We start from the raw sequence: 25,418 nt of genomic DNA, 5'->3' as shown, positions 1-25,418 counted from the left end.
TTTTATACTACCAATCTTTTTTTCTATTAAACCAACACTCTTTCGCTACGTATTGAAATTCTTCATACGATAAACAATCAAGAATGGTATCCACTGCTTTTCCATTCATGAAGGTCACGAATAAATCATAAAGGCTCATCGCTTCTTCATAATCATCTTTATTTATCGCAAAAAGAAAAATGACATGGGCTATTTTTCCATTTCCCCAATCAACGCCATGAGGTGAAATAATGGTGTAGACCTTGGTTTCATTTGCTAATAGACCTAAGGAGTGGGGAATAGCAATGCCTTCACCTAGAATAGTCGAGGTAATATTTTCACGTTCGAGCACCGATTCATAGAACTCATCTGGGGTGATATTTTCTTCTGTAAAATGAGAAGCGAACTTTTTAAGTACTTCAGCTTGAGTCATTGGCTCTGTAAGCACAGAGAAGTAACGATGATCAAAAAACTTATCCAACATATAAGGATGAGAGCGGTTCATCAATATTAACTTATTTACTTGTTCTAGTTGGAAGCTCGTTGGTAGTGGTGAAATCGTAATGGTTGGTTTATTTTTTTGAGATACCTTTTCTGTTGAGATAACAAAGTCAGTCTCAACTTTAATTAAAGATTCATATTCTCTGACAGAATTAATTTTCTGAATTTCTAGCTGTGGTAAAGAGCGAAGTAATTGAGATTCCAATAAGCGCATAATTGAAGTGCCAGAATCACACACCAATAGTGCTTTTGGTTGTTGTTGCTCTTCTAATGCGAAGTTACGCTCTAAACCAACACCAATATGCATAACTAAATAACCTACTTCTCCATCTGGAATTAAATGTTTTCCCCAGTGCGAAATCGCTGCGACGGTCATGTCATAAGCAAGTGGGTAATAGCGCTTAATATGGTCAACAAGCGGATTGGGAATGGTGATTTGATATTTAACACGTAATATCATTGTTGTGATATGACATAGTAAATCACGTTTTAGTAACTCATCATTACGCAAATTGTAGTTGTAATGCTCATTAACGTAATCTAATAAAAAATGAGTTAATTCAAGTTGTTCAGTGTATTTTTCTGTATCGATAATAGTGACGCCTGTCACTCGTCGAGCTGCAATTTGAATGCTTAAATAATCAATTTCAGATTTAGGAATAGGGAACCCAAGTAAGGTTTCAATCGTTTTACTCAGGTCTAATGCGGCTCTCTGTGCTTCATCACTTAACTTTGGTTGGTGAATATGATGAATTACCGCTCCTAATTTAAGTCGGTGTAAGGTTACACCGCAATAAACCAATAAATGATGAAGCCCCTCATCGGTTAATTTTATATGATTCTGATTAATTAAATGAAGTAAATCTTCTTGTAAAGATGGAAGGTTTATTTCAGGGAAAAAATGTTCGCATACATTAATAAACGTACGATCACTTGGTTTGAATTGAAATAAAACATGAGCGATACATGCTCGTATGGCTTGTTCTTCACCAAACAACTTCAGCCCATGGTGGGCTTTGCTGACAATCTCTAAATTATACTGCTCTAATATTTCACGAATCTCGCTCATGTCTGCTTGTAAAGAGGTGCGACTAACAAACCATTGATTGGCTAAGTCATCTAATTTACATTCTTCCTCTTGAGAGAGTAGGCGCATAATTAAATACACTACGCGATCTTTTGCATTTCGTGGTGAGGTTTTCATCTTTTTTGTTTGTTTTTCAATATCAGAGAATCGTGTTTCATCATAAATATCGAAGTGGTAGCCTTTTCCGCGTTGATGCTGAATTTGGGCGCCATAAGAAGCTAAAATATCATTTAATGCAGAGATATCAGTACGAATGGTTCGAGTTGAAATATCACAACGCTGTGCAAGCTCTTGTTGAGGGAGAGCTTCGTATCTAAGAGCTTCAAAGATGGTATTAAGGCGCGGATAAGGCAATTGAATCATATGAAAACCGATAAAGTAAGTTGATTTTTATTAATAATAATATCAACTAGTTTTAAGCAACTAGATATCAATATTTATTGAATGTGTGATTACTATCTTGAGTTATTTTTTTTGATTAAAAATAAGTCTATTTTTCAAGAAAATAAAAAAGCCAGAAACCTGGGGTCAGGGTTCCGGCTTTGGAGGGGCAAACTTAGTTAATCAATTTTTTTGTCATTTCAAGTAGAGTCGTTACGTCTGCTGGACGGGTATTTCCTGTTGCTTTATCAATGATTGAGCTATAGATGTGTGGAATGATTTTACTCACGCCTGCATCTAATGCGATTTGCATGATTTCTTCGTAGTTTTCAAGATCAATGCCGCCAGTTGGCTCTAACCAAAAATCTAGCTCGGCACAAGCTTTGGCTACATAGGCAAACTCTTCACGTGTTTCTAATCCACCCATTGGGAAATATTTAACAGAGCTTCCACCCATGTCTTTTAGCATTGCAATCGCTGTTTCAACAGGAACAACCGCATCTTCCGAGCGAGAACTTAATGGGCCAGTTGAGATCTTAACCATTCCCACCGTACCTGTTGGTGAAATTAAGCCATTAACAATGCTTTTATCTTGCCCTGCTAGTGCTCGACTCGTTGCGACACCAGTAAACACTTGGTTGATGTGTTGTGGCTGTACGTGCTGAGAAATAAGAGACACCATCATTGATTGGTTTGGATCGCCAGCCCCCAAGCCAACTGATACAGCATTGTTGGTGACTTCACTGTATTTTTTCATGTCGCTAACAGCGGTATCAACGTCTGGGTAGTTTTTAGATAAAACACCAACCAAAACATGACCTTCTGCGGCGTCATAAATTTCACCTGCATTATCAACAGAGCCTGCTAATACGTTCAGGCATACACGATTTTTGTAGAAATTAGCTTTTAAACTCATGGGATGTCTCTCTTAAAATAATGCGTTAATTTTTAGGAAAATAGTATTAAGTTGAGTTGCATTAACACTGCGAACGTCAATCTCAATAATGCCTTCGTTGGCTTTGTAACCACGGCAGTAGATCGCCGGATTACCATTGTTTAAGCGTTTTACAATATCAGTGGTGGTCGTGCCTAGGGCGTCGTGATCAAATGCAATTTCCGCTCTTGCAATATCTCGACCCGCACTGTCCCATACCACTCGGGATTTAATGCCGTTAATGGTATTGATATCAAAGATGAATTTTTCCATCTTAGCGACCATTTCTTGGCCTGTTTCTTTTTCAATTGTCAGATAATCAGTAATGGCATGAGTTAGACCGAGAATGCCTTCTTTACCCACCTTCATTGCTCGACCAATACCTTGAGATTGTTTTCGTACCCAATCTACATATTGTGTTTTACCGACAACCAAGCCACTTGTAGGGCCTTCAATTGCTTTAGCGCCACTGTAAATAACTAAATCAGCACCCATAGCAAAGTAAACGTGTAAATCTTCTTCAGCAGCAGCATCAACAATTAATGGTAAGTTATGTTTTTGTGCGACAGCAACGGCTTGTTCAACGGTTAAAATACTTTTTTGAACACAATGGTGAGACTTTATATATAAGATAGCTGCGGTATTTTTTGTGATTGCAGCTTCTAATTGTTCAGATGAACATTCATTGGCATAACCAGCTTCTTTGATTGTGCCGCCACCTAATGTCACCATGGTGCCAACTGGCGCACCAAAGTTCACGTTATGACCTTTTGGAAGAACAATCTCAGAAGGAACATCATGAGCGTGAGCATGTAAGTTTTCTAATCGATATTGGCTGTCTTGCACAATCACAGCAGCAACAGATTGAGCGATACCCGCAGAGGCACAAGAAACCACAACGGCTGCATCAACATTTAAAAGGTTTGCGATATATTCACCAGTTTTTATCACCAGATCTTTCATATCAAAATATTGACCAAGGCCTTCTTTCACCGCATTTACAATGTCTTCGTTTGGCGTTGAAACCCCTAATGCTGTCATTCGACCTGATGCATTAATTACTTCAGTAAGACCGTATTTTTCATGCATTGAAGACATCATGTTGTTCCCCATGTTGTGTAGTAATTAGTTTGCCTGAAACAATACAGGCTAGCGGTAAAAAGGATTCAGAGCCTTTGCGTGAACCTTGCTCTGAGTCTTCAAAGGTACAAGGTTCATTGAGAATATTAAAAATAGTGATATCAGCGTCTTTGCCTACTTCTAATCTCCCTTTTGTTGTTATTTTTAACGCATTAGCAGCGTTGGTGGTGACACATTCGATCACTTGTTCCATTGGTAAGCCAATAGTTAAAAATTTCGACATAATATGAGATAAGCTACGTACAGGGCCTGAAATTCGGTTTTTACAATAAATATCAGAGCTAATGGTGTCAGGATAAATCCCTTTTTTAATCGCTTGTTCGGCCACATCAAAACTGAAGCTTGCCCCGCCGTGACCGACATCTAAAATAACACCGCGCTTAATGGTTTTTTTCATCGATTCTTTTAACTCACCATCAGGAGTTAAGATTCGGTTTGGTTTACCGTTATAACAGTGTGTAATGATGTCGCCTTTTGTGAGTAGCTCGGCAATATCATCTAAATTGGGAGGGTTATTTCCAACATGCACCATTAAAGGGAGGTTGTTATTTTGAGCTTGCATCTCTTTGGCTTTAACCAGTGGCGCTAACCCATTGTTTTTTACAACGCTACCGCTCATTCTTGCTTTAATTCCAACGACAAAATCGGAATGTGTAGTGATGGCGGTTTTCGCGGCATCTAAATCGATGTCACTCATGTCAGCCAGTTCATCTTGTCGTAATAAGCCAATACGAGAGATATTTAAAATACTGTATACGTTAGTTGCACTTTGTTGAGTTAAACGATAAAAATCATCTACGTCATCAGCACCAACACTGCCAGCATCAACCACGGTAGTAACGCCATGATTAACACCAATTAAATCTGGTTCGTCGTTGTAGATTGGAGATGACGGATAGCAATGAGTGTGTAAATCAATCCAACCAGCACTAAGGTAGTGTAAGCCCTGTAAATCTATTGCTTTTGTCGCTACTTCGTTGATATTAGAGCCAAGTTCAGCGATTTTCCCATTTCGAATAGCGACATCAACAATGTCACCATTTGTCAGTTTTCCGTTTTTTATCAGTAAGTCATACATAATTCTTACCTGCATTACGTAATGCTCCCTCTTATTGAAAGAGCATTAATGTGGAGAGAGTTAGCCAATAGCGACTGGGAATAGAGAACCAAATACCATTGCACCGATAATTGCACCGCCAGTAATTGGTTTTTGCCATTGATAGAATGCAAGCGCACCAATTAATGAACCGATACCAATTGGAATTGACGCGGCAATTGCAGACAGAACAATCAGTGGACCTAAGAATCGACCTGATGAATTACCAGCACCCATCATGACGTCAGCGCCATAAGTTGAGTTACTTTGGCCGATGGTATATTTACGAGCCAAGATAATGATGTAGCCAATCGCTAAGCCTAGTAAGAAACCGACAATCAATGAAGCGACGAAGTTTTCTAATGGGTAAACAATACCAGCACCAAGTAGCAGGGCAGGAACCCCTAAACCAACCCCCGTTTGAACCGCACCACCTATATCTAAAATACCAACCAGTGACCCTTCAATGATTCGAGCAAACAGGAAGCTTGCACCAAAGGCTGCTACTGCACCATATACGCCACTGTCCATTCCAGCACGTAACATCGATACGAATGCCACTTCATTAAATGCGCCAATGCCGTATAAATAGTACATGTGTGTACCAGCAAACACGCCTGAAGACAGCAGACCTACGAAGAAAGGAAAAGACCAATCTGCGTACCAAAAGTTATTCTTTAATTTGTCATCCATTTTCAACTCCAGACTTACTGATTGCCGCTAAGGGTGGTATGAACATTCTCTAACCAAGTAGGAACGGTGAGCCTGAAAGACTCGATAAGCTCAATGTCGAACCCACGGAAGAAGGCACTCATAACAAACAGAGTGATAACCGCTGCCAGCATAATTTTGGTTACTTTATTCCATCCACCATCTTCAACGCCTTTACCGATTAAGATGCCAAGAACAAGGCCAGGTACAGCGTTACCCATGATCATTTGAGCCAAACCACCAAAAATAGTTGCCCAAAAACCAGAGCGACGACCTGCTTCGATAGCGGCTAACCAGAAGATAACTGGCATCGCAATGTTTACGAGTAGGTTGGCTGCTGGAACCAGTACTTTCACTGCGGTAATTTGTAGACTTTCAGGAACAGCAGATGCTGTTGAGTTTAAAAATGCCACGACAATCATGCCGATGATGCCACACGCAATACCCATTTTTTTCGGGTCATGCATTGTCTCTGCAACATTTTTATTTTTAAACATTAGAGCCGCAGCACCCCAGTGAGGGATGATTCGATGGTCAACATCTTGAGTGAAGGCACCCGCTGCAACAGAAGACGCCCATGCGTTAAAGAAGAAGCCAAGGCCAAAAGAAAAGTGAGATGCAGGATCGCCTTCACAAGAGTTAAGTTCGCCAAGAGTACGGAATGCCCCCATACCTTGAACCGTTGGAGCGTGGAACATACGAGCGGCACCTACACCGACGCCTACGCCCACTAAAGCCCCTATTATTAGAGACTTCATTAATATAATTAAGAACATCTATATATACCTTCCATTTATATACTTAAATAAGTTTTACTATTTAAAGCGAATAGGTGTTTATATTGATTTAAAATCTAGTTGGTCAATATTAATAATGATGACATTAACAGTGACATCTAACGTTACTGAATACGTGGCTTTATTTCGTGGTAAAAAGAAAAACATAAACTTTTCTATTCTTTCTTTTTTGTCCGCAGTGATTAATTTCACATCAACAGGTTCTATACGTAAAATAACTTGCTCATTATCTTTAAGAATTGTTTTTTGAATATTATTTAATGCGGCACTGAAAGCTGATTGTTTTGTATTTCCATCACCACTAACCGTTACAGTTGTTGTAATAGATTCTTTCATATTAGCTTCTGTATTTTTTAATGAATGCTTCAACCAATTTTTGGCCAAGTTCTTCTTTATCCATGAATCCAAAACCTAAAACGTTGTAGCCTTCATTAATAGCTGTTACGCCTTCTTCAACAGAACGCATTCCATATTTTGCTTTGTAGCCATATTTGTTTTGAGCTGTGATTGCACCAGCGCCGCCGCTGCCACAGAAAGAGATACCAAAGTCTGCTTGCTCTTGGTTCATGATGTCACCAAGCTTCATGTCTGCAGCCATTCCCGGAATAACGGTAACACCACCACCTGCTGCTTCAACACCTAAACCTACTTTTTGTCCCTTACCTAGACGGTCACCAATTACTACTTTTACATTTGTCATGTTATGCTCCAAATTCTTCGGTTAATTCGTTTTCTTTTGCCACTTCAAAGTGAACAGATAATAAATAAGATTCTTCGTACGCTAATGTTGGAAATAAATTAACAACATTTTCTGCTAATTTGTGTGATGATTTTGATATTTCATCAAACATGTCAATTTCAACTTCTGGTAATGGTTCATGAGTATGAGATCTAATTACCATTGCTTTTAAATGAGAATAAAGCATTTGTTTTTGAACACTGTCTGGAAATATTTTCTCAGCTCTTAAAATAGAAATTACTTTATTGAACGTTGAATCTACTTCTTCAGTGAATAACTCTTCATTAATTTCTAGAGTAGGACTATCCACGTTTGTTGTTCCCTCTACATAATAAGTTTTAATGTTTAACTTGATGGTTGAATAATATAAGTGGAAAGAAAAAGTGAACAGGGAGAGTTTTTCCACTTTGAAGTGGAAATAGGAAGGAGTTGGTGGGATGAGTTCAAAGTTTTAAATTTATTAACTTATTTATTATAGGGTTATGAACTGGAAATCGTAGTAATGGAAAGTGGAAGTTAAATTAAGAGTAATGAGTTTTGTGATTCTGGTTGGATTTTTAGATTGAGATTTATTATTACACTCACGTAATAGTCATTTGCTTTTTACTGGGATAGTCATTTTTCAAATAAAGCTTACACTTAGTTTCATCAAATCGAGTTAATGCATAGAAGGTAATCATTATGGCTGAACACAACACTCCGCAATTTCAAGTTGGACAAACGTTTACAGATCACCCGTTCCAAGAAGGTGACGGTGCAATGCTTGAGTTGTTCCGTAATGATTTACCAAATATGCTTTATGTTGGTCTTGGTAATATCACCGCTGATGAACAGGCGATTTTAGGTCAAACTGGCGCGCAACTTGGTGTCATTACCTCTGATAATGGCGGTTGTTTGGTTGTGGCAAGCTTTGGTGATTTAGCGTTTGAGATGCAATTAAACTCAGCGGCAATTCCTGGCGATTACTTCACATTGACTGAAGATAAAACATTGTCTGTTTCGATGATAGCAGTAGATACAGCAACCAATTTATTATGTGCAATTCGTGAATTTACGTTACCTGAAGCATTAAGCCGTCAGTTTATTGAGGTAACAAAAGCACAGCGTGAATTAGGCGATGTTAATGTGGTAAATATTGAGAATATGCACCTATTGAATTCATTAACACCTGAAGCTTTGCAAGAAAAAATGGAATTCCATCCATTACAAAGCGTAGTTGCAGCACCAACATGTGGCTGTGGTCATCACCATCATCACGATCACTCGCATTAAATTTAAATAGGTAAACTAGGAAACTATTTTAAAGAGCGTATGTCCTAATTGCACTCGTTCTTTATTATTTGTAGTTAACCAGTTGATGAAATTTGCGTTTTACAGACATGATTTTTTTAGATGGCCCCTCATTCTTGTGTGTTGGGTTATCTTTGTCTGTGCGGCAAATAATATTGGTTTATTGAGTTCGTGTTCTTTACCGTTAGGAGAGTCAGTATCTAATTCTGCACAGCAAGTACAGGCAGAACAACAAGATAAAAATGGGCTAACCGACAAATGCGATCTTTCAGAGCACTTAGTCCATTTCGAGCAACATCAAGTTGGCGATCATGCGCTAATTATGCAAATATTTACAGTCCTTCTAGTGATAGGGCTGCAGTTATCTTTTAGTTATACCTCCCTATTTACAGAGCCAATCCTTCATAAAGGAAGGCGGCTTCACCTCAAGTTATGTGTTTTTAGAGAATAAATAATCGAATGTTTTATCGACATTCGACGTATATTTATTTTTAAAGGAAACACACATGCAAAAATCAGTAATGACAGCGCGTATAGTCTTATTTGGACTATTCGCGGTATTGTGCAGCGTATTTATATCCGTTGCTCAAGCAGAAACACCGAATACTGGATGGCTTAAAAACCTAAATCATACCCCGATTGAAACGCGTTTTGTTCTTACAGGGCAAATCAATAAAGTAGACCAAACCGTTGCCGGATTCTTAGAAGTTCGTCTTGCCGGTGATTGGAAAACCTATTGGAGAAGTCCTGGAGAAGGGGGAATAGCCCCGAGCATGACGTGGGAAGATTCTCAAAACATTCGCAGTATCGATTGGTATTGGCCATATCCGAAACGCTTCGATTTACTTGGGATTGAAACCCTAGGCTATAAGGGAAGTGTGATTTTCCCTATGACACTTCATATTGATGATCTCAATAAGCCTGTTACCTTTAAGGCTGATCTCACCTTGTCATCTTGTACCACTATCTGTGTACTGACTGACTATCCATTTGAACTTACGTTCACTCCTACCGATCTAACGCTTTCCAAAGAAGCGATGCACGTTTATGCCCAAGGGCTAAGTCAGGTTCCAAAAGAATCGGCATTGATCAGTGATGTAAAAGCGGTGTGGGATGCCACAAAAATGCAGCTTCAGGTGACAGCAACCAAAAAAATGGGGTGGATAGCGCCCGATGTATTGGTTGATGGTCCTTCCGATGAGATGCAGGACGATAACTTTTCTCGTCCAAAGATTGATGTGGATGGTGATGATATCACCGCAACATTCGATGTCAGCAGTTGGATGGGAACTCCTAATCTCACCGGTGAAAATATCAGTGTTACCTTAAAAGATAAGGCGTTTATTGCTGAGCAACCCGCAAGTATTCGCGATGGAATGATCGCAAGCAGCATGCAGTCTATTGTACAAATGGTCCTGTTTGCTTTATTTGGTGGTTTTATTTTAAATATCATGCCATGTGTTTTCCCTGTACTGGGTATGAAATTAAGTAGTGTTATCTCAGCCCAAGGCCTTGAGAAAAAGCAGATTAAATTGCAGTTTTTAGCCTCTGCAAGTGGGATTGTTTTTTCGTTTTGGCTTCTTGCTTCTTTCTTAGTGGTGCTCAAGTTATCGGGTAATGCAATTGGATGGGGGATTCAATTTCAAAGTGCATGGTTTATTGGGGCAATGACACTCATTACCGTGTTGTTTGGTGCCAATATGCTGAGCTTATTTGAAATCCGATTATCATCAAACACCAACACTTGGATCGCATCAAAAGGGAACAACTCTTACTTTGGTCACTTCATTCAAGGTATGTTTGCCACCTTACTTGCCACACCTTGCTCCGCTCCTTTCTTAGGAACTGCGGTTGCTTTTGCTTTAGCGACAAATATCCCAACCATGTACGGCATTTTTACTGCGTTAGCGCTTGGTATGGCCTTACCGTGGATATTGGTTGCGATCTTCCCATCGATTGCTCTTTCATTACCTAAACCCGGCCCATGGATGAGTAAGGTGAAGTATCTCTTTGGTGCAATGATGCTCATTACTAGCATTTGGTTGCTGAACTTGCTTTCTAATCATCTCTCTGAATTTTGGGTTTATGCCATTGCTGTGATAGCAGGTGGTGCAATTTTGCTGCGAACGGTTCAAGTGCATAGTAAGAAAGCGGCGGGATGGTTGAGTATTTTGTTTGCTATCGCATTTGGTTTTGGCTCCGTGATAGACAGCATGACGTCAACGGACCTTTTACCTGCAGAGCCCAACTGGGTTCCTTTATCGAGTGAATCTATTCAGCAACATGTCGATGAAGGAAAAGTGGTCTTTGTTGATGTTACCGCCGATTGGTGTGTGACCTGTAAGGCAAACAAAATTGGTGTGTTGCTTCAAGAGCCGGTTTATAGCGAGTTAAACAGCGCCAATGTTGTTCCTATGGAGGGAGATTGGACGGTTCCGAATGAAGAGATTACTTCTTACCTACAAGATCATGGCCGATTTGGGGTGCCATTTAATGTGGTTTATGGTCCAGGAGCGCCAAACGGCATCGAACTTCCTGTGATTTTAAATGAAAAAGCCGTTATGGATGCGATTAAAAAAGCAGGGGGATAGTGATGGGTAAGAGTAAAAAAATGAAACGTTGGGGTAAAGAAGCGCTTATTTACTTGGTTATGATCATTACTCTTAGCTTTGCTGTTGATAGGTGGAGAACCAAAGATATGCCTGTTAATGCAACTCCTGCAGTAGCAGGAATTAGCACAACAGGAGAGTCGATAGATGTTATTGCGATGAGCCAAGAAAAACCTGTGGTGGTCTATTTTTGGGCGACGTGGTGTGCAGCGTGTCGATTCGTAACACCAACAATTAATTGGTTCAGTGATTCTTATCAGGTTGTTGGGGTGAGTACGAGTTCTGGAGAGGATAGAAGAGTTTCCGGCTATATGAAATCCCACGAATATACCTTTAAAAATATTAATGATACGCGCGGCAATATTTCAAGAGAGTGGGGTATTAGAGTGACCCCAACGATCGTCATTATTGATAAAGGTGAGATAAAAAATATTACTACGGGGATAACAACTCCGATGGGATTACTTGCTCGCTTATGGCTTATCTAAACGAATAAATTTGGACAATAAAAATGAAATTTAAAACGAAACTAATCACAACACTGGTAATGGCATGCTTATTTTCTCCCCTTGCTTCTGCAATGACTCAGTCGGAGAAAATTCAAGATATCAATGAGATGCTTAAAGGTAACCCTGCAATCATTGATAGTCTTCATGAAAGTTTAGCTATGTATATTGTTCAACAAGGTAACTATCAAAAAACATTGGCGGATTATCATGATTATATGTACAACAACCCAAATCTTCCGTCGTTTGGTGCCAAAGATCCTAAGTTAACTATTGTGGTGTTAACGGATTTAAGCTGCCCTTGGTGTAAAAAACTAGATCCAGTATTAATGAAGTTGGTCGAAGAGAATCCTGATGATCTTAAAGTGATAAATATTTATGTACCACTTAAAGAGCACTTAAACCCGATTAACTCTGCCACCTTTGCAATGAGAGTATGGAAAGAAAGTCCTGAAAAATTTAATAAAATTAACGAAACCTTATGGAGTAAACCCGGCATTCACAATGTGCGCTCTGTTATGAAAGTAGCAAAAGCGAATGATGCTGAAAAGTACGTATCAACGGATAAAGAAGTTGAAGATATGGTGGCGAAAAACCGCCAATTATTTACGGATTTAGGCGCAAGGGGAACACCTGCTATGTTGATCGATGGTCAACTTCTTCCGGGCTATTTACCTTATGAAAAATTAGCACCAATGGTTGAAGCTAAAATCGCAGAAAAGTCGGGTAAGTAATGCCACTAATTGTTTAATTGAATTAAACGTGACTCAATAAAACAAAAACGCCGCCAATATTAACTATTGGCGGCGTTTTTTATTGTTCAAATACTTTTTAGTTAAAGGATGTTAATTTACTTTTTGGATCTGAATTTAAAAGTATTTCTAGGCTTTTCATGTAAAACTTTTGTTTGTTGCTCTTGAATACTTTTGTATATAAGCTGTGCTAGAGCGGAGAAAAGATCTGCTTTGATTGGTTCTTTATCGAGTTTATCGGCAGGTTTTTCCTCATCCTTAACAACAAATATTTCGTCTGAATATGCATGAGGTAAAATATAATCATCAATCTCTGATATTGATTGACGAAGTTCCATGAACATATTATTTAAATACGGTAGAGATGAATTAGCAGGGACATTTTGTAGTAATTCGATCTTTTTTTTAGGCCACTCATCCATAAAGTTTTTTTTTGCAGAGTCTTCTTCGCTTTCGATGGCCTTGACCCACTTATCGTAGATATTATCTATATAGGATAGTTCTTTAAGGAGTGGTTCTATATGTTTTGGATAAATAATTTCCTTTAACCAAAAGTTAAAAAGCTCGCTTTCTTTATCTTTTTTTCGGTTTCTTGCTTGAGTGAAATAAATCCAAGAGTTTAAACAAAAGCCGAGAAAACCTATTGCAGCAAGGATTGTGCTAATTATATCTCTAAAACTTATTGAAGTTTTTGGTTGAATATTTAATACAGGTTCTATTTTTACTATTGGAGTAACATTTTGTGGCTGCTTTATATTAGAATCTAAAGTGATTTTTATATGCTGCTTCTTATTTTCGACTTCACATGTTGGTACATCCTCTTTCAAATGACATACAACATCTTCAAGTGTGTCTGCTGAAACATTATTAACTTGAACTATAAGTAAAACTGAAATAATACGCTTAATCAATTTAGTTTCCTGCAGTTAAAGCTTCGATAATACCAACTTCAATTTCTCTTAATATTTGCTTATTTGCATTGAATTTATATCTGCTTAGAAACTTATCTCTTGAGCCCGCAGATCTGACACTTTCTCCAAACATACCTAAGAAAAATGAACTTGCTAATGTCTTTGCGTTATTTGGAAAAGTAATAATAATCGGGTAATTACCTTCGATTTCTCGTTCATGTAGCTGAAAATATACTCTAGCAGCAACTCCATTTGGTCTGCCTACGTATACTCGTCCTGCCATAATGGTTAAATCAATTTCATTTGGTTTCATTTTCTTGTTCCAAATCTTTTACTTCTTTAAGTGAATAACGAATGTAAATAACAGCTCCTGGGAAGCGGGCGTCTCCTAGACCGTGAATATATTTAATGTCGGGAGCTATTGAAAGGTCGTTAGCATTATTCATAGCATAGACTAATTTATCATTATTCATTATTGGGCTATATGTACCGTCCATCTTTAATATAGCGCCTCCGGATAATATTAACATTTTTGGAGCTAAATTATTTTTTTTGTTTTTGTCAGCAAAATGATGAAAGAGTTCCATAAAGTACTTAGTACCTTGTCCTCTATCTATTTGTTCATCTAATTTACTAGAGGCATTCTGCTGCATTGCGTAGACAAGAGTCAAAAGCTCTTCTTTCATACAGTTTCTGTGTTGGTTGATATAATTTAATCGTTTATCATTCACAACAGCAGTATTTATTTTTTCCTCAAATGTCTCATAAAATGTTTTCCCCACGTTGAAGATTACAATTTCACAACACAGATTTTGAGGATCAGTCGAATCTAGGTAACCAACGATTTGCCAAAGCTTTTCACCTGAATGATCTTCAGCATTACCGAGAACTTCCGCTAAATATTTTGATAACTTGCTTTCTTCGTCATCGTCTAAAGAGCTTGAAATTAAACCTAAACAGTCATTTAGATAGTTTACAAACCCAGTAGTAGCTGCTGATTTACGATCTTGCTCAAAAATATTTTTTTCAGAGGCTTCATTTAGGTCGCTTCGCATTTTATAGCGTTTTACATGCTCTTTGTCATTTTCGTGAAATTTAGGAGCGGCTGTATCTTTTACTACACCCACTGATTTTAGTAGACGTTTCATTTTATCATCAGCAGGCAGGGTTCCACGGATTCTGAACCCTTTTGGTTTTGATGCTTTTAGGCTGTTAACCGCGCTTGCAAATAACATTTCTGCTGCTAAATCATGTTGAATACACTTTGTATGATCAATATATAATGAGCTAATGTGCTTAAAATTTGCTAATGATACGACTTCTTTAATGCTTTGTAGAACACCTTCCGGATTTTCGTAAAGGCAAAACATTTTAGGGAGTTTTAATATGTGTTGATTTATTTTCCGATAAATCCGCGGTGTATGGTTGCTAATTTTGGAGTATGCGAATAAATGTTCTTTGTAATATTGAGCTGCTTCTTTCCTATAAGTAGCATTTTCTGGGTTTTTACGTTGTTTTTGAATTAAATGGCGTTTTTTTTTAGCTTCACTACGTAACTTCTGATTTCTTCTAATTTGGAGAAGTATCGTCATTTTTTTTGTGAGTTTTTTCATTCTTTGTGTTTTAGCGCCAAGGTGGTAGGTTTTAGTATACTACCATTAAGATATTAATAGTCATTAACTTTAATTGTTCAATGTATTATTGATTTGCTTGAATTGTGATAAAAAACGCCGCCAAGGTTAATTGGCGGCGTTTTTATCGTCAAAACAGTCTAAAAATAGACTATCTCATCGTTACAAATTCTTCAGAACCTGTTGGGTGGATAGCGACAACGGCATCGAAATCAGCCTTAGTTGCGCCCATCTTCATTGCTACTGCAAAACCTTGGATCATTTCATCAACCGTGAAACCGATACCGTGTAGGCCAACAACTTTCTCGTCTTCGCCCGCACATACTAGTTTCATCTTACAAGGCTGACGGTGCTTAGTTACCGCTGTGTACATCGCAGTGAAGCCTGATGTATACACTTTCACGTTGTCTTTGCCGTATTGCTCGTCAGCTTCTTGTTCGGTTAGACCAATAGTGCCAATTGGTGGGTGGCTAAACACAACAGTAGGAACTAATGTGTAGTCCATTTTTGCGTTTGTTTGACCGTTGAATAGACGCTCAGACAATAAACGACCGGCTTTAACCGCGATAGGTGTTAGCTCAATGCCGCCTTCCATAATGTCACCTACACAGTAGATGCCTTTCACGTTAGTCTCTTGGTATTCATCAACCTTAATGTAACCGCGATCGTTAGTAGCTACGCCTGTTTTTTCTAGGTTGATAGCGTCAGTCGCAGGGTGGCGACCAATTGCCCAAATTAGGGTATCAACGTTTTGTGTTTCACCGTTTTCTAGGTGAAGCGTTAGGCTACCATCGGCTTCTTTAACCACTTCTTTTGGTACCGAGTGAGTATGAAGTGTTGGACCTTCAGTATTCATTACTTCAACCAACGTATCGATGATCATTGGATCAAAGCTACGAAGAGGAGATTCTTTACGGCAGAACAGGTGAGTTTCAGTGCCTAGAGAGTGAAGAACGCCCGCGATTTCAACTGCGATGTAACCTGCGCCAATAACAGCAACTCGTTTTGGTTGCTCCATCAGTTCAAAGAAACCGTTTGAATCGATACCGTGCTCAGCACCTGGAATATTTGGGATTGATGGACGGCCGCCAACAGCAATAAGGATATGATCTGCTGTGTAGTGTTCGCCATTAACTTCAACTGTGTTTGCGTCAACAAACTTAGCAAAGCCTTTAATTACATTGATTTTATTGTTACCAAGAACGCGATCGTAAGATTCATGAATACGACCAATGTACGCTTGGCGGCTTTCAATCATTTTGCCCCAGTTGAATTTTTTCAGTTCAACATCAAAGCCGTAATCTTCAGCGTATAAATTAATTGCTTCAGCAACTTGAGCGCCGTGCCACATTACTTTTTTAGGAACACAACCTACGTTTACACACGTGCCGCCAAGATCTTGTGCCTCGATAAGAGCAACTTTTGCGCCGTGCATAGCCGCACGGTTTGCTGATGCGATACCGCCAGAACCACCGCCGATACAGATATAATCAAAATGCGTAGCCATTACTTTCTCTCCAATAATTGTTATACCAATTCCAATAATTATCTAATTAATTACATTGATATTAATTCTTTTTACATACTATGTATGAAATGCGACCAAATTTTTCTTTTTCAAGGTCTGCGAGGTTTCAGGTCGCTTCGCTTACAGGTTTCAGGAAGGAGATAAAACTGAGCAATGCTATCTTTTTCCCTGAATCCTTTGAGGGAGCTTGCGACCGATCTGAACCCTTAGATCTTTTAGGGCTTATTCCGGAACAATCCACTCGACTTTAAAGTGACCTGTTGCTGGTGCAATTGCTTCTTTCAAGAAAGGCAAAATTTCTTTCATTTGGCTTTCTAATTTCCACGGCGGGTTAATGACGATCATGCCAGATGCGGTCATACCACGCTCGTTAGTATCAGCAGAAACACCCAATTCAATTTGTAGAATGTTACGGATATCTAATTTTTTAAGGCCCTTAATCATATCGTCGATGTCATGACGATTAACGACTGGGTACCAAATCGCATAAATACCAGTAGCCCAACGCTTGTGGCTTTGGCCAATTGCGTTAACTACGTCGTAGTATTCTTTTGCAAGCTCATAAGGTGGGTCGATTAGGACTAATCCTCGGCGCTCTTTTGGTGGAAGACTTGCTTTTAGTCGTGCAAAGCCGTCTTCTTTATAAATAGACACTTGGCGATCACGGTGAAACTCTTGCTCAAGCAGAGGGTGATCGGCAGGGTGAAGCTCGGTTAATACCATGCGGTCTTGACGACGAAGGTGAGCACGACCAACACGAGGTGAGCCTGGGTAATAACGCAGTTCTTCACCGTCGTTTAATTCAGTGATGGCATTTAGGTAGCTTGTGATCTCTTCAGGAAGATCTGTTTGCTCCCAGATGCGAGCGATACCTTGCTTGTATTCGCCTGTTTTTTCAGACCATTCATGCGTTAAATCGTAACGACCAACCCCTGAGTGGGTGTCGTGATAAACAAATGGCTTATCTTTTTGTGTTAATGAATTAAGGATAAGACTTTGAACAATGTGCTTAACCACATCGGCATGGTTGCCTGCATGAAAACTGTGACGATAACTTAGCATGGATGAACTCTCACTATTGGAATCACATGATTATACCCAAGTTTATCGCTCAATGTGTGTACTCTTGCATCAGCCATTGAAATTTTATCCATTAAGCACCATCTTTAAGGGATAAGCCGATCCTAAAAACGAAAAATAGAAAAGGAATGAATATGTCTAACCCGTTACTTACCTTTACTGATTTACCGCTGTTTTCTCAAATTAAGCCTGAGCATATTCAGCCTGCGGTAGAACAAGCCATTGCCGATTGTCGCGCAAAAATTGAAGAAGTATTAGCCTCTGATGATGCTCCAACATGGGACAGCATTATTGTTCCTCTGGCAGAAACCGATGACCGTCTTAGTCGCATTTGGTCGCCTGTGAGCCATTTGAACTCAGTGCAAAACAGTGAAGCACTGCGTGAAGCGTATGAAGCGTGTTTACCTGCATTATCTGAATACGGAACGTGGGTTGGTCAACATAAAGGATTGTACGAAGCGTATAAATCAATTAAAGAAAGTGAGACGTTTGCAACCCTGTCTCAAGCTCAACAAAAAACAATCGTTGATGAGCTGCGTGATTTCGAATTATCAGGCATTGGCTTACCGGCAGATCAACAAAAACGTTACGGTGATATCAGCAAGCGTACCTCAGAATTAAGCTCAAACTTCAGCAACAACGTGCTTGATGCAACCATGGGTTGGTCAAAACACATTACTGATGAAGCTGAATTATCAGGTTTACCAGAATCAGCAATGGCAGCAGCAAAAGCAGCAGCCGAAGCAAAAGAGTTAGACGGTTGGTTACTGACACTAGAAATGCCATCCTACATTCCAGTCATGACTTATGCTGACAATAAACCACTGCGTCGTGAAATTTACGAAGCGTTCGTGACTCGCGCATCGGATCGCGGTCCAAACGCCGGTAAGTGGGATAACACAGATTTAATCTCTGAAGAGCTGCAACTTCGTCATGAAGTCTCGCGTCTATTAGGTTTTGCTTCTTACAGTGAAAAGTCACTAGCAACCAAAATGGCGGAAAGCCCAACGCAAGTACTGGGCTTTTTAAATGATTTAGCAGCAAAAGCGAAACCACAAGGTGAGCGCGAAGTTGAAGAGTTAAAAGCCTTTGTAAAAGAAGAATTTGATATTGATGAGTTAGATCTGTGGGATGTGACTTATTACTCTGAAAAACTAAAACAAAAGCTATACCAAATCTCTGATGAAGAATTGCGCCCTTACTTCCCTGAATCAAAAGCCGTGTCAGGTCTATTTGAAGTATTGAACCGTGTATTTGGTATGACGGTAGTTGAGCGTGAGGGTGTTGATGTATGGCATGAGTCAGTGCGTTTCTTTGATATCTTTGATTCTACCAATACCTTACGTGGTAGTTTTTACTTAGATTTATACGCGCGTGAGCACAAACGTGGTGGCGCATGGATGGACGAGTGTCGTGTCCGTCGTATTACTGAAAATGGTGAACTGCAAACGCCGGTGGCATACTTAACGTGTAACTTCAGTAAGCCTGTTGGTGGTAAACCAGCGCTGTTTACTCATGATGAAGTGGTTACTTTATTCCACGAATTTGGTCACGGTATTCACCACATGCTAACGCAAATTGATGTGGCGTCAGTGTCTGGTATCAATGGCGTGCCTTGGGATGCGGTTGAATTGCCAAGTCAGTTCTTAGAAAACTGGTGTTATGAAGAAGAAGCGTTGGCGTTTATTTCTGGTCACTATGAAACGGGTGAGCCGCTACCAAAAGAGATGCTAGATAAAATGCTGGCTGCGAAAAACTTCCAATCAGCGATGTTTATTTTACGTCAGCTAGAGTTCGGTATGTTCGATTTCACACTGCACACAAACTACGATCCTGATCTAGGTGCCAAAGTATTAGAAACGCTGGCTGAAGTAAAAGCGAAAGTCGCGGTATTACCAAGTGTTGAGTGGAACCGTTTTTCTCACAGCTTTAGCCATATTTTTGCAGGTGGTTACGGTGCAGGTTATTACAGCTATCTATGGGCAGAAGTATTATCAGCGGATGCGTTCTCTCGTTTTGAAGAAGAAGGCATTTTCAATACAGAAACTGGCCAAAGTTTCTTGCATAATATTCTTGAAATGGGCGGCAGTGAAGAGCCAATGGAATTGTTTAAACGCTTCCGTGGCCGTGAGCCACAAGTAGATGCAATGCTGCGTCATGCAGGTATTGGAGCTTAAGGGATAAGACGCAGCAAGCTGCTTGAGGACGGCTTCGCCTTGAGACGAGCAAAGCTCTGGAGAAGGGCTTTACTCTCAAGGGCGAAGCCCGTCTTTAGAAAATTTATTTTCTTCTTAAGCCGCAGGCGTCTTGATTAAGCCCATTCAATCTCTTCGTCTGCGTGCTTCTGACACTCTTCTTTTACCATCTCGATAAACTCCATGCCCGTCTTAGAACATATCCATTTCTCATCGGTATAAGCAAAATGGAAGCCGCCAGATTTTGACGCTAACCAGATCTCGTGCATTGGTTCTTGTTTGTTAATTACGATTTGGCTGCGGTTTTCAAACTCTAGTGTTAATACGTTTCCAGTGATAACCGGTTCAATATCAGCACCTGAATCATCGATCATATCTTCGATTAATTGCAGTTTTTCATCGACTAGTTCGTGAAATTCAGTGTTATTCATCTTGTTTATCCTATTGCTTTTCTTGGCTGTGGTGCGATTATAGAGAGCATAACCAGATATTAACACTAATGGTAAAATCTTATGCAAAAAAGAGTGATGGCATTAATGCTATTGAGTGCCTTAGCACTTGCCGGTTGCGGTCAAACTGGGGCGTTATATATGCCTGCGGATGATGCACCAAAAACAGAAGCAGCAGAATAATTTATTTGTAGCCAGTGTATTTTGTAATGACTGGCTAATGAACACTGAACTAGACAAGGAAGATAACATTGGATTATTTCAATTATAAGGATGATGGACAACTTTGGGCTGAAGAGTTACCTGTTGCACAGTTAGCAGAACAGTATGGCACGCCATTGTATGTGTATTCTCGCGCGACATTAGAGCGTCATTGGAATGCATTTGATAGCTCTGTCGGTGAGCAACCACATCTTGTGTGTTATGCCGTTAAAGCAAACTCAAATATTGGTGTGTTGAATGCACTTGCCCGTCTAGGCTCAGGTTTTGATATTGTATCTCAAGGTGAGCTTGAGCGCGTTGTGGCAGCGGGTGGCGACCCAGCAAAAGTCGTTTTCTCTGGTGTAGGTAAAACGGCTGACGAAATGCGTCGTGCGTTAGAACTTAATATTAAATGTTTTAATGTGGAATCAGAGCCAGAGCTTGAGCGTCTAAATGCAGTGGCTGCTGAAATGGGTGTGATTGCGCCAATTTCATTACGAATCAATCCCGATGTTGATGCTAAAACGCACCCTTATATCTCGACAGGACTGCGTGATAATAAGTTCGGTATTGCGTTTGATCGTGCACCTGAAGTATACAAATTTGCACAAACCTTATCGAATTTAGATATTCAAGGCATTGATTGTCATATTGGCTCCCAGTTAACGGATATTACCCCGTTCATCGATGCCACTGATCGTCTTCTTGCCTTGATTGATGATTTAAAAGCACAGGGTGTCAATATTAGACACCTTGATGTTGGTGGTGGCTTAGGCGTTGTTTACCGTGATGAATTACCACCACAACCATCAGAGTATGCGACAGCGCTATTAAGTCGTTTAGCTGGTCGTGAAGATCTTGAACTGATTTTCGAACCAGGCCGTGCGATTGCAGCAAATGCAGGTATTTTAGTAACTAAAGTTGAATTCTTAAAGCACACAGAGCACAAAAACTTTGCCATTATTGATGCGGCAATGAACGATTTAATGCGTCCGGCATTATATCAAGCATGGCAAGATATCGTGCCTGTTGCACCTCGTGAGGGTAACGCTCAAAGCTATGATTTAGTTGGCCCTATTTGTGAAACGGGTGACTTTTTAGGTAAAGATCGTGACTTAGTTCTCGAAGCTGATGACTTGCTTGCAGTTCGTTCATCTGGAGCCTATGGCTTTGTGATGTCATCAAACTATAATACACGTACTCGCGCCGCAGAAATTATGGTCGATGGGGACCAAGTTCATCTCGTTCGTAAGCGAGAAGAGTTAAGCTCTTTATGGGAGCTAGAATCCATCTTACCAAATTAACTTAGATTAAAGAGCAAGGAGCTGAAGGTTACTTGCTCTTTTGGTATTCAACCTAAAAATATAAAAAGAAGAACAACTATGCACTTTCATTTTTCTAAAATGCACGGGCTTGGCAATGACTTTATGGTGGTTGACTGCTTAACTCAAAATATTTTCTTTTCACCCGATTTAATTCGTCGTTTAGCAGATCGTAATCGTGGTATTGGTTTTGACCAGCTATTGGTGGTTGAAGCTCCCTATGATCCTGAAACTGATTTCCACTACCGTATTTTTAATGCCGATGGTACAGAAGTAGAGCAATGCGGTAATGGCGCTCGCTGTTTTGCACGTTTCGTGCGAATGAAAGGCTTAACCAATAAGATCAGCATTTCAGTGAGCACTAAAAAAGGCAAAATGACCTTAAAAGTGGAAGATGATGATCAAATAACGGTAAACATGGGTGAGCCAGTATTTGAACCAAATAAAATTCCATTTAAAGCAACTCAAGCTGAGAAAACCTATTTATTACGAGCAGACGATAAAACACTTTTCTGTGGAGCAGTAAGTATGGGTAACCCACACTGTGTCACGGTTGTGGATGATGTTGATAACTATGACGTTGATAAATACGGTCCCTTAGTTGAAGGTCATGATCGTTTTCCTGAGCGTGTGAATGCAGGCTTTATGGAAATCGTGTCACCTAATGAAGTGAAATTACGAGTTTATGAGCGCGGTGCTGGTGAAACTCAAGCGTGTGGCAGCGGTGCGTGTGGTGCTGTTGCTATTGGTATTATGCAAGAGTTATTAGGTGAAGACGTTAAAGTTTCTTTACCTGGTGGTGATTTACAGATTTCATGGAAAGGTCCGGGTTATCCGTTGTTTATGACAGGACCTGCAGCTCATGTTTATGATGGTCAATTATCAATATGAATGATGTCGCACCAATAGAGCCGCAACCAACTCAGATTACTGAAGACGTTGTTGCTCAATTTTTAATGGACCATCCGGATTTTTTTCAACAGCATCCAGAGCTGCTTGGGCGAATTAAAGTAGACACGCCTGAGCGAGGCGTGGTTTCTTTAGTTGAAGTACAAGTCAGTAAATTGCGTGATCGTATCGGTGACTTAGAAGAAGAAATAACTCAACTTATGTCACTTGCTGCGAAGAATGATCGGTTATTTCACGATTTTGCGAATGTACAAAAACAATTACTCGCGTGTGAGGATTTTTCTCAAGCAGCGAAAGTGATTGAGCAGAAAGCACTTTCTCTAGATTTAACTGCACATATTAAAATTATTGATCATTCTCATCCTAAGTATCATGTTGATAAAACTGCACTCGATAATTTCAGTAAAAAGTTTTTGAATGGACACTCTGCGTATTTGGGGCGTTTGCGTCAAGCAGAGCGTGATAACTTATTGGCCTATGGTGGGCTAAACCAATTAAGTGCTGAATTGGGTTCATTTGCGGTTCTTCCATTAGGTCAATCTCAACCGATTGGGGTTATGGTTTTTGCTAGTCATGATGGTGGGCATTTCGAACCTAATATGGATACCTTATTTTTAGAACAGCTGGTTAGTGTTTTCCATTATTTATTAATGCAATGGTCGAAATCTTTTCATGAGTGATGTACTCCCTCTTCAATATTCAAAACATCTTGATGCCTTTTATGAGTTTTTACGTAATGAGAAAGGCTTAAGTATTTATACTCAGCGTAGTTATAAACGCCAACTCACCACGATTGCTGAGCAGTTGGTTGAGTTAGGTGTTGAGTCGTGGCAAGACGTTGATGCGGGTTGGGTGCGTCAAATTACCAGTAAAGGCATGCGAGAAGGATTAAAGGCGAGTAGCTTATCCACTCGATTATCTTCACTACGCAGTTTTTTTGATTTTCTTGTATTACGTAACGTATTAGCGGCAAACCCAGCTAAAGGCGTTTCAGCGCCTCGTAAATCACGTCCATTACCAAAAAATATCGATGTTGATGAAATGGGGCAGTTACTCGAAGTAAATGAAGATGACCCATTATCTATTCGTGATCGCGCCATGATGGAACTAATGTATGGTGCAGGCTTACGTTTGGCTGAATTGGTGGGCATTGATGTTCGCGATATTCAATTACGCCAAGGTGAATTACGTGTTATTGGTAAGGGCGATAAAGAACGTAAAGTTCCTTTTTCAGGTCAGGCGAAAGAGTGGTTAGGGCATTGGTTGCAAGTTCGAAATCAGCTTGCTAAACCGGAAGAAACTGGATTGTTTGTATCTAAATTAGGGGTTCGTATTTCGCATCGAAATGTACAAAAACGAATGGCTGAATGGGGAATGAAACAAGGGGTTAATAGTCATATTAGTCCGCATAAATTACGTCACTCATTTGCAACTCACATGCTTGAATCGAGTGGTAATTTACGTGCCGTTCAAGAGTTACTTGGGCATGAAAATATTTCTACTACGCAAATTTATACCCATTTAGATTTTCAGCACCTTGCTCAAGCGTATGACCAAGCGCACCCAAGAGCGAAGAAAAAATAATCTGGGTAGTTACTTATTTAGATTGAGAGCAACATAAAAAAGCCAGGTGCGAATTATGACGTATCTGGCTTTTTTAGGTTTGATAGTTTTCACTTTAAATTTTATAACTACTTGTTTTAAAAGAGTAGTTAACTATTTGGTCTGTGATGGGCCAAGTGAGCTATAAGCTTACTTTAATAGTAGGTTTTCTAAGTAATGAGCAACCGCTTCGTCGGCAGACGAGCCAATAACTTCATTATTTGGCAGGGCTTTTTTTACTTTCTCATGCGATGTACCCATCACGATCCCTTTGCCTGCCATGCTCAACATTTCATAGTCATTCATGCCATCACCAAACGCGATGCAGTTATCTAACGTTTTACCAAGTAACTTAGCAACCGCTTCTAATGCTGCGCCCTTTGAGACTTCAGAGGCCATTACCTCTAAACACCAAGGGGTAGAGAAAGCTACCATTAATTCATCACCAAATTGTGCTTTTAGCTTAGTCTCATATTCTACTAAGTAGTCATGCTCTGGCATAGTTACAAAGATTTTTGCGATATTTTCAACTGGTGGTTTATTTGCATCAAATAAGGTGTAAGTGAATCCATTATCATGAAAATCTTTTAGGCTTTCGTCTTCTTTATGCATAAACCATTTATCGTCTGAGTACATATGAATAGATAAAGATTCATCGTCTTTTAATAGATTTAGTACTTGTGGAATAAAAGCTTCAGGAAGGTTTTTACTGTAAATAAGATTGTCGTTGACATCATGAACACGAGCGCCGTTAGAAGTGATCATGTAAGCCGGGATGCCGACATCTTTACGAATATTACCAACATCAATGTGGTGGCGACCAGTAGCAAAAATAAACGTTAGGTCTTGTTGATGAAGTTTATTTAGCGTTTTTTTAGTGAAATCAGCAATTTTGTGTTCAGGAGTAAGCAGTGTGCCGTCAAGATCAGATGCAACAATAGTAATCATAAAGCCTCAGGGGAAAATAAAATAATAGACTCGAAGTCAGCTGAATTTAGTTTACGTGACTTTATAAAGAAAAAAGAGGGTAAAGATAACTATATTAGCCTTCCTCTTTTTTCTTTGGTG

At 39.6% G+C, this 25,418-nt stretch carries 27 protein-coding genes; 11 read left to right on the top strand and 16 right to left on the bottom strand.

What is annotated here, in order from left to right:
- Positions 1–7 precede the first annotated feature (7 nt).
- The 9 genes from AC2IP4_RS13735 to AC2IP4_RS13695 form a co-directional block, all read right to left on the bottom strand.
- The gene (locus AC2IP4_RS13735) at positions 8–1,930 is read right to left on the bottom strand and encodes a BglG family transcription antiterminator (RefSeq protein ID WP_486306834.1); all 1,923 of its coding nucleotides are present in this window, start codon (positions 1,928–1,930) and stop codon (positions 8–10) included.
- 193 nt (positions 1,931–2,123) lie between these two features.
- Complete coding sequence (dagF, locus tag AC2IP4_RS13730; RefSeq protein ID WP_486306833.1) at positions 2,124–2,864, bottom strand: 2-dehydro-3-deoxy-phosphogluconate aldolase; 741 nt, start codon at positions 2,862–2,864, stop codon at positions 2,124–2,126.
- 12 nt (positions 2,865–2,876) lie between these two features.
- Positions 2,877–3,980 carry a DgaE family pyridoxal phosphate-dependent ammonia lyase gene (locus AC2IP4_RS13725; protein ID WP_486310771.1) on the bottom strand — a complete coding sequence of 368 codons (1,104 nt, stop codon included), beginning with the start codon at positions 3,978–3,980 and terminating at the stop codon, positions 2,877–2,879.
- On the bottom strand, positions 3,964–5,100 hold the full coding sequence (locus tag AC2IP4_RS13720) for an amidohydrolase/deacetylase family metallohydrolase (protein ID WP_486310770.1): 1,137 nt from the start codon (positions 5,098–5,100) through the stop codon (positions 3,964–3,966). Before AC2IP4_RS13720 ends, AC2IP4_RS13725 begins: the two co-directional genes overlap by 17 nt.
- Positions 5,101–5,160: 60 nt before the next feature.
- Positions 5,161–5,811: a DUF4310 family protein gene (locus AC2IP4_RS13715; RefSeq protein WP_060994043.1), complete on the bottom strand. Its 651-nt coding sequence runs from the start codon at positions 5,809–5,811 to the stop codon at positions 5,161–5,163.
- Between the two features lie 14 nt (positions 5,812–5,825).
- A complete protein-coding gene (locus AC2IP4_RS13710) occupies positions 5,826–6,605 on the bottom strand; it encodes a DUF4311 domain-containing protein (RefSeq protein ID WP_060994042.1) in 780 nt (259 codons plus the stop codon).
- 60 nt (positions 6,606–6,665) lie between these two features.
- Positions 6,666–6,962, bottom strand: coding sequence for a DUF4312 family protein (locus tag AC2IP4_RS13705; RefSeq protein ID WP_375321417.1), 297 nt, complete (start codon positions 6,960–6,962; stop codon positions 6,666–6,668).
- A 1-nt stretch (position 6,963) separates the two neighbouring features.
- Positions 6,964–7,326 carry a glycine-rich SFCGS family protein gene (locus AC2IP4_RS13700; RefSeq protein ID WP_375321416.1) on the bottom strand — a complete coding sequence of 121 codons (363 nt, stop codon included), beginning with the start codon at positions 7,324–7,326 and terminating at the stop codon, positions 6,964–6,966.
- A 1-nt stretch (position 7,327) separates the two neighbouring features.
- The gene (locus tag AC2IP4_RS13695; protein WP_375321415.1) at positions 7,328–7,675 is read right to left on the bottom strand and encodes a transcriptional regulator; all 348 of its coding nucleotides are present in this window, start codon (positions 7,673–7,675) and stop codon (positions 7,328–7,330) included.
- Between the two features lie 371 nt (positions 7,676–8,046).
- On the opposite strand from AC2IP4_RS13695, the gene AC2IP4_RS13690 reads away from it, so the two are divergent.
- The 5 genes from AC2IP4_RS13690 (at position 8,047) to AC2IP4_RS13670 (ending at position 12,504) form a co-directional block, all read left to right on the top strand.
- A complete protein-coding gene (locus AC2IP4_RS13690) occupies positions 8,047–8,637 on the top strand; it encodes a hypothetical protein (protein ID WP_375321414.1) in 591 nt (196 codons plus the stop codon).
- A gap of 136 nt (positions 8,638–8,773) precedes the next feature.
- A complete protein-coding gene (locus tag AC2IP4_RS13685) occupies positions 8,774–9,106 on the top strand; it encodes a copper resistance protein (RefSeq protein ID WP_486317127.1) in 333 nt (110 codons plus the stop codon).
- A 55-nt stretch (positions 9,107–9,161) separates the two neighbouring features.
- Positions 9,162–11,246: a protein-disulfide reductase DsbD family protein gene (locus AC2IP4_RS13680; RefSeq protein ID WP_486310423.1), complete on the top strand. Its 2,085-nt coding sequence runs from the start codon at positions 9,162–9,164 to the stop codon at positions 11,244–11,246.
- 2 nt (positions 11,247–11,248) lie between these two features.
- On the top strand, positions 11,249–11,752 hold the full coding sequence (locus tag AC2IP4_RS13675) for a protein disulfide oxidoreductase (RefSeq protein WP_375321413.1): 504 nt from the start codon (positions 11,249–11,251) through the stop codon (positions 11,750–11,752).
- 23 nt (positions 11,753–11,775) lie between these two features.
- Positions 11,776–12,504: a DsbA family protein gene (locus AC2IP4_RS13670; RefSeq protein ID WP_375321412.1), complete on the top strand. Its 729-nt coding sequence runs from the start codon at positions 11,776–11,778 to the stop codon at positions 12,502–12,504.
- A 116-nt stretch (positions 12,505–12,620) separates the two neighbouring features.
- Here AC2IP4_RS13670 and AC2IP4_RS13665 read toward each other — a convergent pair whose 3' ends face one another.
- The 5 genes from AC2IP4_RS13665 to AC2IP4_RS13645 all read right to left on the bottom strand — a co-directional run bounded on the left by AC2IP4_RS13665 (position 12,621) and on the right by AC2IP4_RS13645 (position 17,654).
- Entirely contained in the window at positions 12,621–13,433 is an 813-nt protein-coding gene (locus AC2IP4_RS13665; protein WP_486310422.1) for a hypothetical protein, read from the bottom strand.
- Position 13,434: 1 nt separating this feature from the next.
- A complete protein-coding gene (locus AC2IP4_RS13660; protein WP_486310421.1) occupies positions 13,435–13,746 on the bottom strand; it encodes a hypothetical protein in 312 nt (103 codons plus the stop codon).
- Entirely contained in the window at positions 13,733–15,046 is a 1,314-nt protein-coding gene (locus tag AC2IP4_RS13655; protein ID WP_486310420.1) for a hypothetical protein, read from the bottom strand. Before AC2IP4_RS13655 ends, AC2IP4_RS13660 begins: the two co-directional genes overlap by 14 nt.
- A gap of 169 nt (positions 15,047–15,215) precedes the next feature.
- Positions 15,216–16,571: a glutathione-disulfide reductase gene (gene gorA, locus AC2IP4_RS13650; RefSeq protein WP_486306826.1), complete on the bottom strand. Its 1,356-nt coding sequence runs from the start codon at positions 16,569–16,571 to the stop codon at positions 15,216–15,218.
- A 243-nt stretch (positions 16,572–16,814) separates the two neighbouring features.
- Positions 16,815–17,654: a 23S rRNA (adenine(2030)-N(6))-methyltransferase RlmJ gene (locus tag AC2IP4_RS13645; protein ID WP_130048582.1), complete on the bottom strand. Its 840-nt coding sequence runs from the start codon at positions 17,652–17,654 to the stop codon at positions 16,815–16,817.
- A 152-nt stretch (positions 17,655–17,806) separates the two neighbouring features.
- On the opposite strand from AC2IP4_RS13645, the gene prlC reads away from it, so the two are divergent.
- On the top strand, positions 17,807–19,849 hold the full coding sequence (gene prlC, locus AC2IP4_RS13640) for an oligopeptidase A (RefSeq protein ID WP_486310419.1): 2,043 nt from the start codon (positions 17,807–17,809) through the stop codon (positions 19,847–19,849).
- Positions 19,850–19,983: 134 nt separating this feature from the next.
- Here the strand turns inward: prlC and cyaY are convergent, their stop codons facing one another.
- A complete protein-coding gene (gene cyaY / locus AC2IP4_RS13635; protein ID WP_375321408.1) occupies positions 19,984–20,298 on the bottom strand; it encodes an iron donor protein CyaY in 315 nt (104 codons plus the stop codon).
- An 81-nt stretch (positions 20,299–20,379) separates the two neighbouring features.
- On the opposite strand from cyaY, the gene lptM reads away from it, so the two are divergent.
- From lptM to xerC, 5 genes are all read left to right on the top strand, one after another.
- Complete coding sequence (gene lptM, locus AC2IP4_RS13630; protein ID WP_375321407.1) at positions 20,380–20,499, top strand: LPS translocon maturation chaperone LptM; 120 nt, start codon at positions 20,380–20,382, stop codon at positions 20,497–20,499.
- A 68-nt stretch (positions 20,500–20,567) separates the two neighbouring features.
- The gene (gene lysA, locus AC2IP4_RS13625) at positions 20,568–21,821 is read left to right on the top strand and encodes a diaminopimelate decarboxylase (protein WP_375321406.1); all 1,254 of its coding nucleotides are present in this window, start codon (positions 20,568–20,570) and stop codon (positions 21,819–21,821) included.
- A 78-nt stretch (positions 21,822–21,899) separates the two neighbouring features.
- Positions 21,900–22,730 (top strand): diaminopimelate epimerase, encoded by an 831-nt coding sequence (gene dapF, locus AC2IP4_RS13620; RefSeq protein ID WP_105056931.1) that lies wholly within the window; start codon positions 21,900–21,902, stop codon positions 22,728–22,730.
- Positions 22,727–23,428: a DUF484 family protein gene (locus AC2IP4_RS13615; RefSeq protein WP_486306824.1), complete on the top strand. Its 702-nt coding sequence runs from the start codon at positions 22,727–22,729 to the stop codon at positions 23,426–23,428. The genes dapF and AC2IP4_RS13615 overlap by 4 nt, the downstream gene beginning before the upstream one ends.
- On the top strand, positions 23,421–24,332 hold the full coding sequence (xerC, locus tag AC2IP4_RS13610; RefSeq protein ID WP_060994020.1) for a tyrosine recombinase XerC: 912 nt from the start codon (positions 23,421–23,423) through the stop codon (positions 24,330–24,332). Before AC2IP4_RS13615 ends, xerC begins: the two co-directional genes overlap by 8 nt.
- A 168-nt stretch (positions 24,333–24,500) precedes the next feature.
- Here the strand turns inward: xerC and AC2IP4_RS13605 are convergent, their stop codons facing one another.
- Entirely contained in the window at positions 24,501–25,298 is a 798-nt protein-coding gene (locus tag AC2IP4_RS13605) for a Cof-type HAD-IIB family hydrolase (protein WP_105056933.1), read from the bottom strand.
- Between the last annotated feature and the right edge of the window lie 120 nt (positions 25,299–25,418).

It is taken from the genome of Aliivibrio thorii (genome assembly GCF_057368585.1).
The sequence above is the reverse complement of the archived record's forward strand: the minus strand, read 5'-3'. Positions and strand labels throughout refer to the sequence as shown.

What these genes read in the sequence shown, in the direction of transcription:
- AC2IP4_RS13660 (WP_486310421.1), bottom strand. Translation starts at nt 13,746, where the DNA reads ATGAAACCAAATGAAATTGATTTAACCATTATGGCAGGACGAGTATAC.
- AC2IP4_RS13690 (WP_375321414.1), top strand. Translation starts at nt 8,047, where the DNA reads ATGGCTGAACACAACACTCCGCAATTTCAAGTTGGACAAACGTTTACA.
- AC2IP4_RS13710 (WP_060994042.1), bottom strand. Translation starts at nt 6,605, where the DNA reads ATGTTCTTAATTATATTAATGAAGTCTCTAATAATAGGGGCTTTAGTG.
- AC2IP4_RS13680 (WP_486310423.1), top strand. Translation starts at nt 9,162, where the DNA reads ATGCAAAAATCAGTAATGACAGCGCGTATAGTCTTATTTGGACTATTC.
- AC2IP4_RS13615 (WP_486306824.1), top strand. Translation starts at nt 22,727, where the DNA reads ATGAATGATGTCGCACCAATAGAGCCGCAACCAACTCAGATTACTGAA.
- xerC (WP_060994020.1), top strand. Translation starts at nt 23,421, where the DNA reads ATGAGTGATGTACTCCCTCTTCAATATTCAAAACATCTTGATGCCTTT.
- lptM (WP_375321407.1), top strand. Translation starts at nt 20,380, where the DNA reads ATGCAAAAAAGAGTGATGGCATTAATGCTATTGAGTGCCTTAGCACTT.
- AC2IP4_RS13645 (WP_130048582.1), bottom strand. Translation starts at nt 17,654, where the DNA reads ATGCTAAGTTATCGTCACAGTTTTCATGCAGGCAACCATGCCGATGTG.
- AC2IP4_RS13670 (WP_375321412.1), top strand. Translation starts at nt 11,776, where the DNA reads ATGAAATTTAAAACGAAACTAATCACAACACTGGTAATGGCATGCTTA.
- AC2IP4_RS13725 (WP_486310771.1), bottom strand. Translation starts at nt 3,980, where the DNA reads ATGTCTTCAATGCATGAAAAATACGGTCTTACTGAAGTAATTAATGCA.
- AC2IP4_RS13700 (WP_375321416.1), bottom strand. Translation starts at nt 7,326, where the DNA reads ATGACAAATGTAAAAGTAGTAATTGGTGACCGTCTAGGTAAGGGACAA.
- AC2IP4_RS13655 (WP_486310420.1), bottom strand. Translation starts at nt 15,046, where the DNA reads ATGAAAAAACTCACAAAAAAAATGACGATACTTCTCCAAATTAGAAGA.
- cyaY (WP_375321408.1), bottom strand. Translation starts at nt 20,298, where the DNA reads ATGAATAACACTGAATTTCACGAACTAGTCGATGAAAAACTGCAATTA.
- dapF (WP_105056931.1), top strand. Translation starts at nt 21,900, where the DNA reads ATGCACTTTCATTTTTCTAAAATGCACGGGCTTGGCAATGACTTTATG.
- gorA (WP_486306826.1), bottom strand. Translation starts at nt 16,571, where the DNA reads ATGGCTACGCATTTTGATTATATCTGTATCGGCGGTGGTTCTGGCGGT.
- prlC (WP_486310419.1), top strand. Translation starts at nt 17,807, where the DNA reads ATGTCTAACCCGTTACTTACCTTTACTGATTTACCGCTGTTTTCTCAA.
- AC2IP4_RS13605 (WP_105056933.1), bottom strand. Translation starts at nt 25,298, where the DNA reads ATGATTACTATTGTTGCATCTGATCTTGACGGCACACTGCTTACTCCT.
- AC2IP4_RS13715 (WP_060994043.1), bottom strand. Translation starts at nt 5,811, where the DNA reads ATGGATGACAAATTAAAGAATAACTTTTGGTACGCAGATTGGTCTTTT.
- AC2IP4_RS13675 (WP_375321413.1), top strand. Translation starts at nt 11,249, where the DNA reads ATGGGTAAGAGTAAAAAAATGAAACGTTGGGGTAAAGAAGCGCTTATT.
- dagF (WP_486306833.1), bottom strand. Translation starts at nt 2,864, where the DNA reads ATGAGTTTAAAAGCTAATTTCTACAAAAATCGTGTATGCCTGAACGTA.
- AC2IP4_RS13705 (WP_375321417.1), bottom strand. Translation starts at nt 6,962, where the DNA reads ATGAAAGAATCTATTACAACAACTGTAACGGTTAGTGGTGATGGAAAT.
- AC2IP4_RS13720 (WP_486310770.1), bottom strand. Translation starts at nt 5,100, where the DNA reads ATGTATGACTTACTGATAAAAAACGGAAAACTGACAAATGGTGACATT.
- AC2IP4_RS13735 (WP_486306834.1), bottom strand. Translation starts at nt 1,930, where the DNA reads ATGATTCAATTGCCTTATCCGCGCCTTAATACCATCTTTGAAGCTCTT.